The sequence below is a fragment of the Streptomyces melanogenes genome (assembly GCF_014649795.1).
In the GTDB taxonomy this organism is placed as follows: Bacteria; Actinomycetota; Actinomycetes; order Streptomycetales; family Streptomycetaceae; genus Streptomyces; species Streptomyces noboritoensis.
On record NZ_BMTS01000026.1, the window covers coordinates 64,899 to 82,507 of the forward strand.

16 protein-coding genes are annotated in these 17,609 nt (G+C 69.5%); 3 read left to right on the plus strand and 13 right to left on the minus strand.

The window, feature by feature from the left end; all coding sequences use genetic code 11:
• The first annotated feature begins 196 nt into the window (after positions 1 to 196).
• The gene (locus IE252_RS36165; RefSeq protein ID WP_190093717.1) at positions 197 to 1,516 is read left to right on the plus strand and encodes a PucR family transcriptional regulator; all 1,320 of its coding nucleotides are present in this window, start codon (positions 197 to 199) and stop codon (positions 1,514 to 1,516) included.
• A gap of 64 nt (positions 1,517 to 1,580) precedes the next feature.
• Here the strand turns inward: IE252_RS36165 and IE252_RS36170 are convergent, their stop codons facing one another.
• The 3 genes from IE252_RS36170 to IE252_RS36180 all read right to left on the minus strand — a co-directional run bounded on the left by IE252_RS36170 (position 1,581) and on the right by IE252_RS36180 (position 4,146).
• The gene (locus IE252_RS36170; protein ID WP_190093718.1) at positions 1,581 to 2,060 is read right to left on the minus strand and encodes a transglycosylase SLT domain-containing protein; all 480 of its coding nucleotides are present in this window, start codon (positions 2,058 to 2,060) and stop codon (positions 1,581 to 1,583) included.
• 685 nt (positions 2,061 to 2,745) lie between these two features.
• Positions 2,746 to 3,693 carry a hypothetical protein gene (locus IE252_RS36175; protein ID WP_190093719.1) on the minus strand — a complete coding sequence of 316 codons (948 nt, stop codon included), beginning with the start codon at positions 3,691 to 3,693 and terminating at the stop codon, positions 2,746 to 2,748.
• 117 nt (positions 3,694 to 3,810) lie between these two features.
• Positions 3,811 to 4,146, minus strand: coding sequence for a hypothetical protein (locus IE252_RS36180; protein ID WP_190093720.1), 336 nt, complete (start codon positions 4,144 to 4,146; stop codon positions 3,811 to 3,813).
• Positions 4,147 to 5,032: 886 nt separating this feature from the next.
• Between IE252_RS36180 and IE252_RS36185 the strand changes: the two genes are divergently transcribed.
• The gene (locus tag IE252_RS36185) at positions 5,033 to 6,250 is read left to right on the plus strand and encodes a cell filamentation protein Fic (RefSeq protein WP_308434594.1); all 1,218 of its coding nucleotides are present in this window, start codon (positions 5,033 to 5,035) and stop codon (positions 6,248 to 6,250) included.
• 995 nt (positions 6,251 to 7,245) lie between these two features.
• Here the strand turns inward: IE252_RS36185 and IE252_RS36190 are convergent.
• The 10 genes from IE252_RS36190 to IE252_RS44400 all read right to left on the minus strand — a co-directional run bounded on the left by IE252_RS36190 (position 7,246) and on the right by IE252_RS44400 (position 16,933).
• On the minus strand, positions 7,246 to 7,602 hold the full coding sequence (locus IE252_RS36190; RefSeq protein WP_229849011.1) for a hypothetical protein: 357 nt from the start codon (positions 7,600 to 7,602) through the stop codon (positions 7,246 to 7,248).
• A gap of 443 nt (positions 7,603 to 8,045) precedes the next feature.
• Positions 8,046 to 8,807, minus strand: coding sequence for a class I SAM-dependent methyltransferase (locus IE252_RS36195; protein ID WP_190093722.1), 762 nt, complete (start codon positions 8,805 to 8,807; stop codon positions 8,046 to 8,048).
• A 400-nt stretch (positions 8,808 to 9,207) separates the two neighbouring features.
• The gene (locus tag IE252_RS36200) at positions 9,208 to 10,275 is read right to left on the minus strand and encodes an acyl-CoA dehydrogenase family protein (protein ID WP_190093723.1); all 1,068 of its coding nucleotides are present in this window, start codon (positions 10,273 to 10,275) and stop codon (positions 9,208 to 9,210) included.
• On the minus strand, positions 10,272 to 11,444 hold the full coding sequence (locus tag IE252_RS36205) for an acyl-CoA dehydrogenase family protein (protein ID WP_190093724.1): 1,173 nt from the start codon (positions 11,442 to 11,444) through the stop codon (positions 10,272 to 10,274). Before IE252_RS36205 ends, IE252_RS36200 begins: the two co-directional genes overlap by 4 nt.
• 66 nt (positions 11,445 to 11,510) lie before the next feature.
• Positions 11,511 to 12,704, minus strand: a complete 1,194-nt coding sequence (locus tag IE252_RS36210; RefSeq protein WP_190093725.1) for a CaiB/BaiF CoA transferase family protein — start codon at positions 12,702 to 12,704, stop codon at positions 11,511 to 11,513.
• 111 nt (positions 12,705 to 12,815) lie between these two features.
• Positions 12,816 to 14,261, minus strand: coding sequence for a CoA transferase (locus tag IE252_RS36215; RefSeq protein ID WP_190093726.1), 1,446 nt, complete (start codon positions 14,259 to 14,261; stop codon positions 12,816 to 12,818).
• Between the two features lie 69 nt (positions 14,262 to 14,330).
• Positions 14,331 to 15,068 (minus strand): helix-turn-helix domain-containing protein, encoded by a 738-nt coding sequence (locus IE252_RS36220; protein WP_190093727.1) that lies wholly within the window; start codon positions 15,066 to 15,068, stop codon positions 14,331 to 14,333.
• A gap of 137 nt (positions 15,069 to 15,205) precedes the next feature.
• Entirely contained in the window at positions 15,206 to 15,373 is a 168-nt protein-coding gene (locus IE252_RS36225) for a hypothetical protein (RefSeq protein ID WP_190093728.1), read from the minus strand.
• A 158-nt stretch (positions 15,374 to 15,531) separates the two neighbouring features.
• Positions 15,532 to 16,485 (minus strand): esterase/lipase family protein, encoded by a 954-nt coding sequence (locus tag IE252_RS36230; RefSeq protein ID WP_190093729.1) that lies wholly within the window; start codon positions 16,483 to 16,485, stop codon positions 15,532 to 15,534.
• 43 nt (positions 16,486 to 16,528) lie between these two features.
• Positions 16,529 to 16,933, minus strand: coding sequence for a hypothetical protein (locus IE252_RS44400; RefSeq protein ID WP_506417299.1), 405 nt, complete (start codon positions 16,931 to 16,933; stop codon positions 16,529 to 16,531).
• On the opposite strand from IE252_RS44400, the gene IE252_RS36240 reads away from it, so the two are divergent.
• A complete protein-coding gene (locus IE252_RS36240; RefSeq protein ID WP_506417300.1) occupies positions 16,881 to 17,537 on the plus strand; it encodes an IS5 family transposase in 657 nt (218 codons plus the stop codon). The genes IE252_RS44400 and IE252_RS36240 overlap by 53 nt on opposite strands.
• Positions 17,538 to 17,609: the final 72 nt, after the last annotated feature.

The window sequence follows — 17,609 nt, forward strand, 5'->3', positions numbered from 1 at the left end:
GTGCGACACGTCGGGTCGGCCGGGGCGGCGGTCCCCGGCAGGGGAATGCGGTCAACGACGCGGCCGAGGTCCTGCCGCATCTGGCCATCCACTAGCCAGTCGTGTTACCAACCAGTAGGTGATGTCCCGGAAACATCATGGGGCTGGTCAGCGGCCCCGTCTCCGGGGCGGGGAACAGAGATGTGCGAGGTGAATTGTGACCGGATCCAACGCCGAGGAGCGCAACAAGGTGCCGCGGTTCGGCGGTGTGCCGGTGCACAAACGGCTCCAGGACGCGGCTGGTGGGCTGGAACGTGCCGTGATGATACGGCTGGTCGAGCGGCTCCCCGTGTACGGGACGCTGCCGGCGGAGCACCTCGGCGGCGACATCGCCAAGCAGGTGACCCGCGGTATACGGACCTTCGCGGGGGTCCTGCGCACCGGGGAGATGCCGGGGCAGGCCGAGGCGGCGGCCATCCGCGAGTCGTCGGCCCGGCGCGCCGACGAGGGCGTACCGCTGGAGGCCGTCGTCGGTGCCTACCACCTCGGTGCGGAGGAGTGCGCCGCCCAGGTCTTCTCGGCGGCCGAACCGGGCGACTTGGCCGACGTCTTGATGGTGCAGCGCCAACTGCTCGCGTATCTGCGGTTGGTGAGCTGCGAGGTGGCCGCCGGGTACGTGCAGGAGCGGCAGACCGCGCTGAGTGACGAGCAGGTCGCGCTGCAGTCGCTGCTGTCGCGGCTGCTGGAGGGCGGCAGCCCCCAGGGCGCGGCGGACCGGGCCGGCATTCAGCTGCCGGCCCGCTACCTGGTGCTGAGCATCGCGATGGGGCCGCATCCGGACGAGCTGGTGCCCGGGGTGAACCACGCGGTCGCCGCCCGCCGCAAGCTCCGGCGGTTGCGCAACGAGATCCAGCGCCAGACGAGTGGCGTTCCGCTCTCCGTCCTGTCCGGCGGGGGTGGGTTGGTGCTGATGCCGTGTACGACGTCGCCGGACGACTTCGGCCGGGCGAACCGGGCGCGGCTGTCCGATCTGGTCGAGCAGCTCGGCCGGATGTGCGGTGCCGAGCTGCTGGCCGCAGCGACGATCGCGGCGCCCGAAGGCGTCGCGGAGGCTGCCCGGCTCGCCGGGGAGGTGCGTGCGGTGGCGGAGGCGTCCGGGCGGGGACCTGGGCTGTACCTGTTGGACGACGTGCTGCTGGAGTACCAGTTGAGCCGGCCGAGCCCGGCCAGGGCGGGGCTGGCAGCGCTGCTCGACCCGCTCGACGATCGTCCGGAGCTGCTCGACACATTGCGCGCCTTCCTGGCACGGGGACTCGACCGGCGCCGGGCCGCCGCCCGGCTCCAGGTGCACCCGAACACGGTCGACTACCGGCTGCGCAAGGCCACCGAACTCACCGGTCTGGACGCCTCCCGGGGCGCCGACACCCTGACCCTGCGCGCCGCCCTGGCCGCCCACGACGCCGTGGGCCAGGCCACACCGGAAGCAAACCGGCCCGTGACGCCCGCACCGCCGAACGGGGGGCCGGCCCAAACGTAGCCTCCTGCGGTGCGCTGGGCCGTCGGGCACACCGCTGCGCAGCGGTGTGCCCGTATCGAAGGGGTCAGTACCCGGAATGAACGTTGTCGATGGAGCCGTAGGTGTGAGCCGCGTAGTTGCAGGCGGCGGCGATGTTGGCCACGGGGTCGAAGATGTCCCATGCCGTGCCCGCGACGTGGAAGCGTCGGAACGTGGGGTCGATGACCTGGAGCAGCCCCTTGGAGGGGGTGCCGGCGCGGGCGTTGGAGTCCCAGTTGTTCACGGCCCGGGGGTTGCCGCCGGACTCGCGCCTGATGTTTCGCAGGATGGCGGCGTAGGAGCCGGGGATGTGCTTGGCCTTCATGACGTCCAGAGCCCTGCCGATCCACTGGTCCAGGACGCGGGCGGACACCTGCGGTGTGCTCACGAGGTGAGGGGCCGCGGTGGCATGGGGAGTTGCGGTCAGGGTGAGCGCCGCCGTCGCGACGATGGCGACGGCACCGGCTGCGGACATGGCACGCAGGCGGGCAGGCAGGCAGGTCAGGGCAGACGTGGAAGCAGACATGGCGGGGGTACCTTCCAGCGCGAGGTGGATGAACAGCGGCCTCGACACAAACCTCGTGTGATGCACGGAGGTTGGTCCAGAGAAACCGTGTGCGCACATGGTGAACAACCCTGAACGGCGCTGGCAAGGGCGCACATACTCTCGCGCTCCGGGGCAACCCTCTTCAGGGGCAGTGGAGTTCCAGGAGAGGTGTACGTGTATCCCTGCGACCGCGAGCCGTAGACGGTCCCCGCCATATGGGGTGCGACATACCGTCGGCCGGTGCGTTCATGGGGTACGCCACGATCACACCGTGAGGGTGGGACAAAGGGGTTGGTGGGTGTGGGTGGTTGTTCTTGCCCACCGACAAACCCCGTCGACAGGCATGCTGAGGGCGGTTGCCTCGTCGGGTGCCACGCGCTCACGCCACCACCTGCGGCGGCCTGAGCTCGGCGGCTGGCCGACTACACGCGCAGCGAGAAACCGTGGCCTGCGGGTGCAGGCCGCAGTCGCTGTATGCGGAGTCGGGCGGACAATCAGGCTGTACCGTACGGGCTTTCACCGGCTGAGAGCGCAGTGACCGTTCGGATGGCCGTCTCCTCTTCTTCGGCCGGGCGGGTCTTTGAGGGACAACCCTAGCGAGGTGCTGCTATCGGCCTCTGCTGCCATGCGCTCGTCGTTCCAGTTCTCACCTGCACGCTCGTCGTCAGTGACTGTCCTCGCTGGCAATGATGGCGGTTGCCTTCGCGAGGCGGTTCTTGAAGTTCTTTCTATACTCAGCCAGTTCAGTGGCGTGTGATGCGATGTATTGCTTGTGATATGCGGTGGCTACCGCTACAGCGACTCCGATGAGATTGAGTGACAGTTTGCAGTCCATGTCGGCTGATGCCACTGTGATTTGCTCGCGGGATGGCATGTAATGTTCGATGTTTTTAGGGTCTGGCTTCCATCTCGGATCGGAGATGGCCGCGACCGGTGCAGGGTAATTGAATCCCTTCGCCTCCATGCAGCCCGACCACTGTTTGTTGATCGAGGTGATCCTGGGATCGGCAAGCGGCACGTCAGGGCCACCGTCGGGCATGTCGTGGGTACTTCCGACTCCTGGCAATGAGCCGCCGACCGCCGCAAAGGCGTACCCTTGACACCCCTCCCGGGGTACCGGCTTTCCGTCGTAACTGGCTATCCGGGTGCCTGACGCGTCATGTCCTGTGATCAGGCTCTCCTCTACACGGGTTGGCGGCTTGGCCGCTGCTGTACGTGCCGTGGTATCTCCACTGGCGGAACGCACAACACCGTAACCCTCAGTGTGCGCGACGCTCGGGTCAAAGAACCCATAGAGCGGACTTCGCGCCCTCAGATTGTGCAGTACGGCGGCAGGTTGAGCGTCGGGCGTCAGCTTCTTGGGTTCCTGGAACCCGAACCTCTGCATGCATTGCGCGAATGAAATCGCAGCCGCATGCCCCAGGGCGTCCTCCTCGCTCTGGCTCGGAGTGTATGCGTCGATCGGCAGGGAAATGGCATCGGGTGAGGTGATCGTCGGTACTGGGCCGAGCGGCGGTGGAGGTGCCGTGGAACGCCCTGGCGAACGAGTGGTGCCGCATCCTGCGATTGCGACGGAGGCGAGTAGTGCTGCTGTGATCTTGACCCCACGCATTTGATGATCATTTCTACTATGCAGACGTTGCCTTGGTGTGCGAGACGGCGGCTGACCGCACCCGATGCAGGTTCGGCCAGCCGCCTTCAACTCAAAGCCCCCGGGCCAAGTGGGTCTCTACTGGTAGAGATCGACTCGATCCGTCCAGACATACGGCATCGGCGTGGTGGTATAGCTCGAGTAGTAGTAGCGGCCGCCCGAGTGAAGGTCGACGATGTGCCCCCACGGGCCGGCCGACTGCACCGACGTGGTGCTGTCGATGTTGGCCCAGCCCTCCCCGGAACCGGTGTAGCAGAACGAGGGGTGGGTGTTGCTGTTGACCTGGATATAGCCAGGCTTCACCGGGCACGAGACCCACGTGACCGTCGCGTTGGCCGGGCTGGCCATGGCCAGTGCGCCGGCGGCCAGTCCGGCCGTCATGGCAGCTGCGGCGAGTTTCCTGCGGATGTTCATTCGCACAGAGCTCCTTTGAGCGTAGGTAATGCGGGATACAAGGCCGGCCCGAGTTGCTGACGCGCCGGCCTCCGGTGGTGGGATCTGGCCGCGGCTACGGCTTGCCCGAGGTGACGAGTCCACGCTGGCCATGGTTGGCGGTGACGGTGATCGGCAGCAGCCCACAGCGGCGACCAAGCAGAACGACCGGCAGAAGAACCGGCAGCTCTTCCGGCAGCCATCCCTGTGGCGTACTCACCTGCGGAGATCTGGATCAACCGGCGGCCGACGTGATGACCGAGGGCGGATTCGGGGCCTGCCCGAAGGCTTTGTCGCTGTTCCTTTCGTCGCGCCAGAACGGGCTGAACAACACGGAGGGTACGAACATGCATCCTTGCTTCGTCCTAGATCCGTCCTAGGCGGTGCTGGCCATGACGTTGGTGACGCTCGCGTGGAGGCGTGAGACGGGAGGACTGTTTTCGGCGGCGGTCGAACTCTGCGAGGCTGGCGCGGTCGTGTGCGGTGGCTGTACCGAGGCAGGGCACTCATGTCATCGCCATACGGAAGCGCCTCTAGGTGGACGCCGGGCCCGTCCTCGACGTCCCCTGCGCCGGATCTCGCCGGTGGCCTGCGCGTGGTGAGGTGACTGCGGGAGGACGGACACCTACAAGCGCTCGTCGGCCGCCCCGGCGGCTCGTGCTGTGCAGAATCCATTTGCCTGGGAGCGGGGTGGGCGTGGCAGGCTTACGCGGTGTTTTCTCCCCTGTGGCCTCGCGATCTGACCTGGGACGAGGTGGACCCCGCGCGGCATAGCTTCAACAGTGAGACGGCGGCGGAAGTGGTGCGCTCGCTGGCTCCCGCCGGCTGCGTACCCAGCCGCCCGGACGTGCCTCTCATCGATCCCGCGATGAGTGACTGGAGCTGGGGCGAGGCCAAGCTCTGGGCGGATGCCATGTCGTATGCCTTGATGCAGCACTACGGCCGCTGGGCCGTGGGCTGGCGGTGGGCGCACGACGAAGGGGACTTCGACGGCGGGCCTGTGGGGAGCTGGTGCTGCCCGCGCGACTCGGTCACCACCCCGCAGGAGACCTTGGACCGGGTCATCGCGGCGCTCTGCGAGTGGCGGTCATGGCTGGAGAGCCTCGCCGGGTGGTTCGAGGCCTACCCGTTGGACCTCGACGGCATCGAGGACCAGCGGATCCTGTGGGAGCGCACCGTCCGGAATCTGATCCTGCAGGTCGTCGACCGCACCGGCTGCGGCAGCGGCTGGTACGGGCATTGCCGACAGGTGCTCACCTGGTTCCTCGACCGTTGGGGGGTCGCGCCGGACGTTGCGCGAGGGCTCGTGGACGAGGCGATCGGCGGGCGGTTCCGCAGTTGGAGCGGCCCCGACACGGTGCTGGTCGACGACGTCGCGGAGCGCGTCACGCAGAGGCTGTCGCCGGACGACCGGCCGCGGCTGCCTGTTCAGCCTGCTATCGACCACCTGGAGCGGTGGCTTGCCGTACGCGAAACGGTGGCCTGGCACGAGGCCCAGGACCGTGGAGGGCATGAACCGGTGACGCCAAGGCGCGACGGCGCCGCCGAAGACATCCGCGCCTTCGACGGCGCCTTGGACCCCGCCCGCGCGGAGGGTCTGCTCGCCGCACTCGGACAGCTCCGGGCCGACGCGGCGCGCGGCGCCCTCCTCGACTTCGCACTGCTTCAGGGCTGGCAGCAGCACGTCCTGGGTACACCTCGCCTGCCGGCGTTCCGCTCCCTGCCCGCCTTCGCCAAGGGAGGCCGGGAGCGCTACGGCATCGCCTCGGACACACACTCCCGCCTCGACGCCTGTCTGGCCGAGAGCGCCAAGGGCAACGGAACGCCGCTCCGCCTGGCCGCCCGGGCCGCACGCGCCTATCTCGACGTGTGCTTCTTCCACCCCTTCGACGACGGGAACGCCCGCTCCGCCTTCCTCACCCTCGTCTTCGTCCTTGCTCGCGAAGGCGTCGCCCTCGACAACGTCGGCCTGCTCCGCCGTATCTCCTTCCGGGCCGCCGACACTCAGGACGCAGTGATCCTGACCCGCTATATCGACCTCCACATCGCGGAAACACGGCGCAGCACCGTCTCCGCCGGTTCGTAGCGCCCCGCCGCCCGGGCGAGCGCGGCGTACGACTGCACCGCGACCGCCAGGGCCGCGTCCCTCGACACCCTCCCGTATGCCCTGCGCTGCCCGGTCCACAGGAGTGCTGGTGTACGCGTCCGCACTCACCGGGTCGCCTTCCTCGCTGTCCGTGCCGCCGTGGTCCACCGCATGCGGAGTGCGTCCAGCTCTGCCCGGCGCTGTGCGGTGAGCTTGTCCCGAGCATGACCTCCCCGGGCTCCGCAGTGCCCGCCCGGGCATCGTCGGTGCTTGGCTGCTCCAGTGCCTCGATGTGCTTTCTGGGAACGTTCAGGTGGTCTTCGCGGGCGTGGAACGCCCGTGCTGTTTGCAGGTTGAGTGCCCATTCGTCATCGAAGGTGGCCGCTCTGGCGGGCTGTCTGTGAAGCTCGTCCTCGGCGGCGGCCTCAAGGCCCCGGAGCACTCCGGAGCAGGTACTGCTGGGCAGTGTGGAGGGCGTCCCACCCCGTGCGTTGCGTGGTGATCCGCTTACCGAGGTCGTTGCCCTGGACCACGCCCTGTCCGCCTCCGTGGGCAGGGTGCCGCCGTTGTGGAGGTGGAGTTGGGCGAGCGTAACGGCCCGCTGCCAGCCCACCGACCAGACCGGGCACCAGCCGGGGGCGATGTCCTCCAGTGCCTTCCCACACGGCGGTGGCGGGTCGGGGGAGAGGGAGGAAGAAGCGTCCGTGCTTCTGGGCCCAAGCGCGTACAGTGAGGCCTTCCTCCAAGGAAACCGCCGCACCCACACCGACTCCACCGGCACCACGCTCTACCTGCCAGGTGGCAACGAGCTGCTGATGAAGTCGGGCGCGGTTACCGGCACTCGCTACTGCTCCTACAGTGGAAAGACTGTCGCGGTCGTACGACCGGTGATGGCTCCCGCTCAGCCCTCACCCGGGGCGGAACCGTCCCAAGTAACAAGTCCCTGACCTGTACCGACATCTCACTGAACTTCTCGCGCATGGACCCGACACAGCTCAGAACCCCGTGTCGTCAGCTCGGGTTGGCGAGCGCCAGGCGCGGTCCGTGTAGATGTCCCACCACCGGTCCGCGAGAGCGCGGGCGAGTTCCGCGTCGTACTGCTCCGCGTCAAAGTGGAAATCAGGCGGCACGTGATCTTGGCGTGGCCCCTCCCAGCCGGACCAGACCACCAGACCACCGCGGCGTTGCACGACAGCGGTCAGGAATCCGCAGCAGCCGCCGGTGCACTCCGGTTCGCCCAGCCTGAGGCGGCGGGCTTTGTTGGTAGCCGCGAGCGGACTCGGCCGGTCCGTCTGCAACACGTGCGCGGCAAACGGTCCGCGCCCACCCTCGTAGACCGCTGCCTCCACCACGTCACAGCCATCCACCCAGAACCGAACCTGACACGCCCACCGGGGCCCCGGCGGCAACACGGCTATCTTGAGTCGGTTAAACACAAGTTCAGCCTAAACGGAGCTGCCCGACGCCGATCCCAGTCACGATCAAACCCACTGACCGGCGCCCTCCACGAGACGGCTTCTCCCACTCTACGGTGCCGGTGTCGGCAACGTCGGCGGCGCTGGTTCCGGAGCCGATCGGCATGGCGACAGCGCAGCGTTGTCGCATCGACGTCACCGCGCAGTCCGGACAGGAACGACACGGTCGCGCAGAGTGCCGACCTCGATCCGGCTGACATGGCAGCCCTCATTCAAGGCCGTCACCAGGGCGAATGTTGCCTGATGAGCAGCAGACGTTCGTGCGGCGCGCCCCGTCGAGGTCGGCTCATGCTTATTCTCTGCGCGGGCGTGTCCTGCGTTCAGGCTGCGGCGCGGAAGACGTAGGCCGTCATGGGGGCGGTGACGGGCCCGGGGCCCAGGCGGGCTGTCATCTCTTCGATGACGGTGGCTCGGACGGCCGGTTCGTCGCCGCGTTCCTCAATGGCCGCGCGTACCGGTGTCCCGGTGAGGTATCCGGTGGCGAGGTCGGCGGTCGACGTGGCTCGGCCCTGAAGGGTCAGCTCTTGCTGGTCCTCGATGGCGAACCCGGCGGCCGCCAGGTCGGCGGCCACGAGATCGGGGTCGGCGTAGCCGTGCGGAACCGTCTGGAAGAACCGTGGCGGGTCGACCGGCATGGCTCGCTCCAGTCCGGCTTGCAGCGCGACTTCGAAGGCGTGCGTTTCGAAGGGGCCCCAGGTGTTGAACAGGAACCGGCCCCCCGGTGCCAGCACCCGGCGGACCTCCGTGAAGGCCTCGATGCGGTCGGGAAAGAACATCACGCCGAACTGGCAGACCACCAGGTCGAAGCCTTGGTCCGGGAACGGCAGCAGCTGCGCGTCGGCCTGCCGCCACACCGCGCCCGGGGCCCGGGTCGACCCGAAGGCGACCATGGCCTTGTTCAGGTCGGTGGCTGTCACCTCGGCCGAGGGTGCCGCTGCGAGCAGCTCCGCTGTCAACACGCCAGTCCCGGCGGCGAGTTCGAGGATGCGCCGAGGGTGAAGTGCCGCCGCCCGGGCGGTCAGGTCCTCGGCGAAGGGCCGGAAGACCACAGGCACGAGGTACTGCTCATAGGCTGCCGGCATGGATTCGGACCACCGCCGGTCGGCACTGATTCCTGTCACTCTCATGACGGTAGCGCCCCGTCAGGGGGAACCTCTTCCTTGCCGCGCCGCGATGCAGCCGGGAGCCAGACCCATCACTCAGTGGCGAAGCGACGTGGAGAACAGGGTTCCTGCTCCCCGCTCTTGTTGCCCGGGGGCGGGGTACATCGCGTGTGGTCGGCGAAGTCTCGATGAGCCTCCGTCGTACGGACGGTAAGCCCGCCAGAGCCCTGCGGGGATCAGAAAGAGTGGGGTGGTTATGCCCTGATCAGCAGTCTGTCGATTCCTGCGAACCCGGTGACACCACCCCAAGCCAGGGAGAGCTGCCTCGCCGCCGACCGGACTGGGCCGGTCGGCGGCAAGGCAGGTCGGCGGCGAGGGGTCAGGGTGTGGTGGTGAGGGTGGGCCAGAGGGTGGTGGCGGTGAGGGGGCGGGCCAGGCGGGGGGCCCAGTAGGTTTCGTCGCCGTCCTCGTCGCGCCAGGACCACAGGCGGGTGGTGGCGAGGTGGAGGGGGTTGAGCTGGGTGATGCCGATGGCGCCGTGGAGTTGGTGGGCGATGCGGGCGATCTCGGCGGCCGAGGCGGATGCCTGGGTCTTGGCGGCGGCGATGGCGAAGTATGCGGCCGTCCCGCCGGTGTCCAGCGGCACGGCGGCGGCCTGGACGGCGGCGCGGACCAGAGCGGCCTCCTCGATCAGCCGTGCCTCTTCCTGCTTGACGGCCTGGAAGCGGCTGAGGGGGCGGCCGAACTGGGTGCGGGCGGTGGTGTGGGCGACCGTCAGGTCGACGCAGCGTTCGGCGGCTCCGGCGATCAGGGCGGAGCGGGCCAGGGCCGCGCGGAGCCGGGCCTCGTCGAGCAGTTCGGGGGAGATCCTGCGGACGTGGGAGGCGGGGATCTCCAGGGCGGCGAGGTGCAGGTCGTCGCGGGGTTCCCCCGCGAGGTTGGCGCCGGGGGTGAGGGCGGCCTGGTCGGGGGTGAGGGTGAACAGGACGGGGCCGAAGGGGGCGGTGGCCAGGACGACCACGGCGGTGGCGGCGCGGGCCCAGGGGACGCGCCGGAGGGCGCCGGTGACCAGCAGGGTGTTGTCCTCGCCGGAGCATCCCGCCGAGCCGACGGCGGAGGCGGCCGGGTGGGCGTAACGGACGGTGAGCTCGGGGGCGATGGCGTAGCTGAGCGGGCCGTCGGGGACGGGGAGATGGGCGCGGTGCAGCAGCGGGCGGGCGACCAGGGCGGTTTCGGCGAACGGCCCGGGGACGGCGCGGCGTCCCGCCTCCTTTACAGCGGCGAGGAGTTCGGCGGTGGCGGCGTCCGGGGACGGGAGGGCCACGGTATCGGAGGCGGTGGTGTTGGTGACGGTGGCGATGGAGTCCGCGTCGGCGTAGAAGGTGGCGGTGTCGTAGGCGTCGGCGGGGACGACGGGGGCGCCGGTGTCGATCGTGTGGGTGTTCATCGGTGCTGCTCCAGACCGCGAGTGATGATGCCGCGAAGGATTTCGTTGGTGCCGCCGCGCAGCGTGTAGCCGGGGCTGTGCAACTGGGCGAAGGCGAGCAGTTCGGGGTGGGTGCCGGGGGTGGCGTGCGGGTCGGCCGGGGTCGGCAGGATGCTGCGGACGGTGTCGGTCAGCGTGCCCTCGAGGCGGGTGCCGAGGTCCTTGACCAGGGCGGCCTGGATATCGGGCGACGCCCCGGCGTCCAGCGCGGCGGCCACGCCGAGGGACAGGCGGCGGATGCTGTGCAGACGGGCCGTCAGGATGCCGACCTGGGTGAGCTGTTCGGCCGTGGCCGGGCGCTGCTCGAGTTCGCGGAGCAGGGAGGCCAGCAGGGGGAAGGTGGACAGGTAGCGTTCCGGGCCGCTGCGCTCGAAGGCGAGTTCGCCGGTGACCTGCTTCCAGCCGTCGCCCGGCCGCCCGAGCAGCATGCCGTCGGGGACGTCGACGCCTTCGAGGTGGACGGCGTTGAAGCGGTGCTCGCCGCTCATCAGGTGGATCGGCTCGATGCGTACGCCCGGGGCGCGCAGGTCGACGACGAACTGGCTCAGGCCCGCGTGCTTGTCCTCGGCCTCGTCGGTGCGGGCCAGGACGATGGCGTAGTCGTTGACGTGGGCGCCGCCGGTCCACATCTTGGTGCCGGTCAGCCGCCAGCCGTCGGCGGTGCGTTCGGCGCGGGTGGCGACCGAGGCCAGGTCGGAACCGCTGTTCTTCTCGCTCATGCCGATGGAGAAGAAGCACTGCCCGGCGGCGATCCTCGGCAGGAAGAAGCGGCGCTGCTCTTCGGTTCCGTGCTGGAGGATGGACGGGCCGGCTTGCCGGTCGGAGACCCAGTGGGCGCTGACCGGGGCGCCGGCGGCGAGCAGTTCCTCGATCACCACGTAGCGCTCCAGGAAGCCGCGGCCCGCGCCGCCGTACTCGGTGGGCAGGGCCATACCGACCCAGCCGCGCTCGGCGAGGCGGCGGCTGAAGTCGGGATCCCAGCCGGCCAGCCAGGAGTCGGGGCGGCCGAGCACGGTGCCGCGGGCGTGCTCCTCGTCGAGAAACGCGCGGACCTCGGTGCGGAGTCTGCGGGCCGATTCGGGCAGGGCGACATCAGGGAATGCGATCGGTGAAAGCGTCGAAGGAGACATGGCTTATTCGCTTCCGGTCTGGTGAATCGGCGGTGGGTATGTGTTGTTGCCGGTGAGGGAATCCGGTCAGTTTGCGGGGTGCAGCAGGGCGGGGTCGAAGCCGACTTCGCCAAGGACCTCGTCGGTGTGCTGGCCTATGGCCGGGCAGGGCCGCAGGCGCGGTTTGGGGTCGGCCGAGTAGCGCACCGGGTTGCCGATGACCCGGTAGCGGCCCTCGGTGGGGTGCTCGGCCTCGTACAGCAGGCCGCCCTCCTGGGCGTAGGCGGTGGTGGCGGCCGAGGCCAGGTCGAGCACCGGGGCGGCGGCGATGCCCGCCCGGTCGCAGAACTCCTGCCACTCGGCGCTGGTGTGCCGCAGCGTCAGCTCCGCGAGCAGCGGATAGAACGCGTCGGCGTTGCGGGCCCGGTCGGGGCCGGTGGAGAAGCGCGGGTCGGCGGCCAGTTCGGGGCGGCCGACGAAGGCGGTGAAGTCCCGCCAGTTGCGGTCGCTGTGCGGCAGGATGCACATCCAGCCGTCGGCGGTGCGCAGGGCGCGGCGCTGCGGGCTGAGCGAGCGTGCCGAGCCGAATGCCCCCTCGGGTTCCAGCGTTGCCGCGCCCAGGTGCTCGACCAGGTTGAAGGCGAGCATGGTGTCGGCCATCGGGACCTCGATGTGCTGTCCGGTGCCGCCGTGCTCGCGGTAGTGCAGCGCGGCCAGGACCGACTGGGCGATCTGCATTCCGCAGATCTTGTCGGCCAGGACGGTGGGAACGTAGTGCGGCTGACCGGAGACCTGGTGGTTGAGCCAGACCAGGCCGCTGGCCGCCTGGATGATGTCGTCGTAGGCGGCGTGGGTGCCAAGGCGGCTGTCGCTGCGGAAACCCTGGGCGTTGGCATAGATCAGGTCGGGGTTGCAGGCTGCGACGTCGTCGTAGCCGAGTCGGAGCTTCTCCAGGGCCTGTGGGCGCACATTGGTGATGAAGACGTCGGCGGTGCGCAGCAGGGCGAGCAGGGCGTCGCGGCCGTGCGGGGCCTTGAGGTCGATGGCGGCGCTGCGCTTGTTGCGGTTCAGGTTGAGTGCCGGGCCGCCCATGCCGGGGTGGCGTCGCGGCGGGTAGTGGCGCGTCATGTCGCCCGTGGGCGGCTCGACTTTGATCACGTCCGCGCCCAGGTCACCGAGCTGCTGAGCGGCGTACGGGGCCATGATCACGCTGGCCAGTTCGATGACGCGGACTCCGGCGAGGAGTCCGTGGCCGGACGGGCCGGTCGGTTTCTCGGACATCTTCCGGGTGCCTCCTGGGGATGGGGGTGGGGCGGGCGAACGGTGGTGCGGTACGGGCGGCGGCGGATGCTTGGTGCCGTGCCGGGGCAGACGGGAGTTTGACGACAGGCCTTAGCGCCACTGGAGCGCGGCAGACCCGAGCGGGGAACGCCGGCCGGGCTGGGGGACCGTGCGCCCGCTGTACGCGAAGGGTGTCGCCGGTTCGGTGAGCGGGCCGAAGTCGGTTTCGGTGGTCGACAGCGCGGCGAGCGGCGTACGCCCGGGCCGGGGCAGGTCGATGACGTCCTCCCGGGCAAGGAGACCGAGTGCCTGCACCCAGTGGCACACCCCGGCCAAGGTCACGCGGATCCGCCAGGAGCCGCCCTCGGTCGCACGCCGGCGCAGGACCGTTGCCACGGCGGCGGCCCCGAGGTAGGCGGCGAGGTAGTCGTTGAGCAGGTACGTCGGCGGCAGCGACGGCCGGTCGGTCCACTCCTCGACGGCGAATCCGGTGGCGGAGCAGGCGAGTTGGTCGAACCCGCCGCGTTCGCCCCAGGGCCCGTCGGCGCCCCAGGCATGGTATTCGAGGGTGATCAGTCCGGGGCGGCGCCGGACGAGTTCCTCGGTCGACGCCCCGTGCCGGGCGAGTCCCCGGTAGGCGTGCACGAAGACGTCCGCGTCCTGGAGTGCGTCATCGAAGGCCGTACGGTCGTGAGCGTCGCGCAGGTCGCAGTAGGCGTTGCGCTTGCCGCCGCCGGTCATCGCGATCATCGGGATCGGGTCGGGGCGGTCGGGGCGCGACAGGTGCAGCACGTCGGCGCCGAACTGGGCGAGCAGTCGCGCCGCGACGGGACCTGCGATGACATGGGTGAGATCGAGCACCCGTACGCCCGCGAGCGCCTCATCGGCCTCGCCGATCGGCTCCAGAGGCCGGGCCGGTCCGTCTCCGACACGGTCGATCTCGACGACCGGGCGCCGCGCGACATACCGCCCGGCAGGGTGCGCGAGCCACTCGTCCCGGCTGCGCACCGCGCAGGCGACGCCGCCCCGCGCGCAGATGGCCTCCTCCAGCGTGAAGGCATCCCAGTCGGCCGCGGCCCGCGCGATCCCCACCTTGTCGAGCCCGCACCTGAGCACGGAGCGGACCGCGTCCCGCAGATGCGGATAGGTGGTGATGATGAAGATCCAACGGCCGTCGCGCGCCCGGTAGAAGTCGTTGTTGCCGAGCAGCGTCGGATCGTCGAGCAGAGCGCCGAGCGGGCGCCCCGAGAGCGTCGTGTGATACGTCGCCATGAGCTGGTCGATCGCGGCCCCGGCCTGCACCTGGACCCTCTGGTGCGGGTGGCCGCGCTGTTCGCCGACCGCTGCCATCTGCCGCCCGAAGACCCCGATCGCGGCCGACATGGCATCGACGAGGCGGTGCACCGAGGGCAGTAGGGGATCGGCCCCGACGACAGTGATGTCCTCAGCTCCCCGGGCCGGATCAGGATCGCCGAGGGTGTGCAGCAGCCGGGAGAGCATCTCGCCGGTGGACGACGGAGGCGTGGGCCCGGTCGTGGTGAGCGTGTTCGATGTCATGCCGGGATGCTCGTTCCCGGCACCGTACGAGTGCCCGCATTCACGGATATCCGTGAACTGATGCGAACGTCACGTCCGCCCCTCCTGGATGTGCGCGAGCAGCCGGGCCGCCGCCCGGTCCAGACTGAGCCGCTCCGAGCGGCCGCGGCGCCGGTGCGTCAGAACGAGGGCGCCCGTGACGACGGGGCCTTCGGTGACGGGGATCGCGAGCGCGCTGACCTCGGGGTCTGCCAGGCCCTCGCTGCGGCTGATGCGCGACGCGCGGATCGCAGGAAGGGCGCGGCGGAACTCCGCGACCGCCTCGGGGTCATGGCAGGCGAGCTCGTCGAGCAGCCCACGGCGCTCCGCCTCGTCGGTGAAGGCCAGCAGCAGTCGGCCTGCGGCGGTGCGCAGCAGCGGCCGGGCCATGTGCTCGTCGGCGAGCGGCAGGAGGCGGGGGATCTCGTCCTCGCCGCCGCGCGCGAGATGCACGGCGTCGAGCCCGACCCGCACCGTGAGCAGCACCGGGGTACCCGCGACGCGGCTCAGTTCGTCAAGCTCGGCCTGGCTGATCCGCGGGACGACCCGGCCGGCGATGAGGTTGAGGACGTGCGGGGCGGGCCCGAGCCTGAAGCGCCCGTGCTGCTCCAGCAGAAAGCCGGTCGCGGCAAGGCCGTTGACCAGGTCCTGCACCGAGCTCGCCGGCGCCCCGACCGTCCGCGCCACCTCGGCCACGGTCACCCCGCCCGGCTCCCGCGCGGCGGCCTCCAGGATCCACGCGACCCGGTCCACCGTACGGTGACGTCGCCGCCGGCCGTGCTCGCTCATCCCGCCCCACCTTGTCCTTCTCGTACGCCGTCGGCCCCTCGCGCCGACACGGCCCGTCGATCCTTTCCCGCACCACCCTCGACGATCAAGCCGCCCCCGGCCCCGCAGGCGTCACGAGCCCGGCAGCGGAAGGTGGTTCACGCAAAGTCGGAAGGGACCGTCTCCGGGTCGAAGTTGTCCGCCTTGGCGAACTCATCGAGGTGATGGCACGTCGCGCAGTGGACTTCCTGGGCCTCGTCGAGTCCCTTGCCGAGACCCGCCGCCACACCCAAACCGTGCTGGAAAGCCGGGGCGCTCGTCTCCATCCGCTCCACGGGCGCGTGGAAAACAGCGGTGCGCTCAGCCGGATCCCGGCCGAGCGCACCGCGAGCGGCAACGCATCGCCTAGAACAGGGTGTTGTACGTGTTCCAGCCGCCGCCGATCGACGATCGAGATCGGCCAGGGCGGACCTTCCGGGCGGAATCAGAAGCCGGGCGCCCTCGGCACGCAGGGAGCCGCCGGGGCCGAGGGGTCCAGGGCCCGCTTGACCAGTCCGATCGCACGCGGGCTGTACGACATGCTCAGATGGGCGGAGAAGTCGACGAAGCAGCCCTCCTGCAAGGTGATGTTCTGCACCGTTGCTCCGGGGCCCGCCGTCATGAACGTGCTCTGCCAGGGGGTGGTGATCTCGTCGTACTTCGTGCCGATCACGGTGTAGTCGACCCCGGGGACGGTGTCCCCGTCGGCGTTGAGCTCCTTGATGAAGTCGGACTTCTCGTACTGCTGGATGCCCGCCTTCCCCAAGGGCTTCTCCCCGGCGCCCAGCATGTGGAGCGCGTCGGCGAGCGTCTCGATGCCGCTCATGGTGGTGCCGTGGTTGGTCGCGCCGAGCTGGACGACCTTCTTGACCTTGTTCTTCGAGGGGTCGGTCGGGTTCGCGCCTCCGTCGGCCTTGAGATACCAGCGGGACAGGGTCCCGCCCTGGGAGTGGCCGACGAGGTCCACCTGGCCGGAGCCGCTGGCGGCGAGCACCTTGTCCACGAAGGCGGCCAGCTCCTTGGAGGACTGCTTGATGTCTCCGTAGCCCTTGACGGTGGGAGCGAGAGCCACTCCGGCGTCGTCGGTGTCGCCGTAGTCGAGGGAGTAGACGCAGTAGCCCTGGGCCTTCAACTCGGGGGACATCCGAGCCCAGTTGTTGTAGCGGTTCTCGTAGGTGCCGTGGACCAGGACGACCGGACGCGGGTGGGTGGCGCTGGGACGGCAGTTCCAGTCGTTGGCGCCCGGCGGATCGATGTCGAGGTGGAGGATGGAATAGGCGATGGCGGGAAGGATATTGTCCTGCTCGGGGCCGGTCTCCGCTGCTGCGGGGGTGGAGGTGGCTAAGACCGTCGCCGCGGCGGTGGCACAGATGGCGGTGACATATTTCGGTATGTGCAAGACGGCTCCTGAGAAGTGTGGGATTCGGGCCACGCGCGATGTTTCACATGGGTGCCGACCGAGGAGGGAACCTCGGGTGACGTCCTCCGACGTCCCCACAGGATGACGCACCGTCAGCCCCCCGCTCTGGTGCCGACCGAGGAGAATCTCGGACCGTTGGCCGCGTACCCCCGGTAACTTTCTGGGCCTCCAGTATGCACGCGAGACGGGAGGTTCTGATAGGGAGGAAACACAAACCTCGAAGGGGGTAGGTGGGGCTGCCGACAAAGCCGCTCTCCCGGGTCGTGCGGTCGCGAGTGACCTCGACGCCCCCGGAACGCCCCGGAGTTGAGTTCCGCGGAGAACGCCTTGGCCGTGGCCCCACGGCCTCGAACTGGGGCCGGACGCGGACGCGGGTGCTGATCTTCTCGGAGAACACCTTGTCGCGCTCGATGCCGTGCTTGGCCAAGGCGTTGAGCTGCGACTGGAGTTCGTGGGTGAGCGTCGAGCAGCGGGCGTACCCGATGCGGATGTCGGCGGTCGGGGTGTCCGGCGCGAGGCCCCGCGGCTGCCGGGAAAGACGCACGCCCCGCCAGCACCGCCCCGACGAGGGGCTCGGACGCTCCCGGGGCGGCCTGACCTGCAAGATCCACCTTGCCGGCGAGGGTGGTCGTTGCCCACTGGCTCTACTGATCACCCCGGGCCAGTGGGGTGATGCCCCACAGTTCATCCCGGTCATGGAGCGCGTCCGTGTCGCCCGGCTGGACGGTGGGCGTCCCCGGACTCGACCTGATCATCTCGGCGGAGACAAGGCGTATTCCTCCCGCCGCAACCGCCGCTACCTGCGACGGCGCCGGATCAAGCACACGATCACCGAACCGAAGAACCAGCGGGCCAACCGCCAAGCCCGCGGCAGCAGGGGCGGCCGACCTGCTGGCTTCGACAAGACGATCTACAAGCGCAGGAACGAAGTTGAGCGAACGATTGACGCGTTGAAGAACTCCCGGGCCGTGGCGACGAGACTCGACAAGCGTGCCTACATCTTCCCTACGTTGTTCAGCGGGACAGGGTGAGCCCCTCGTATGGTTGACCCGCCCAGGGGCATCAGGTGTGGCTCTACGTCTTCTGCCATTCATGGCTTCCGT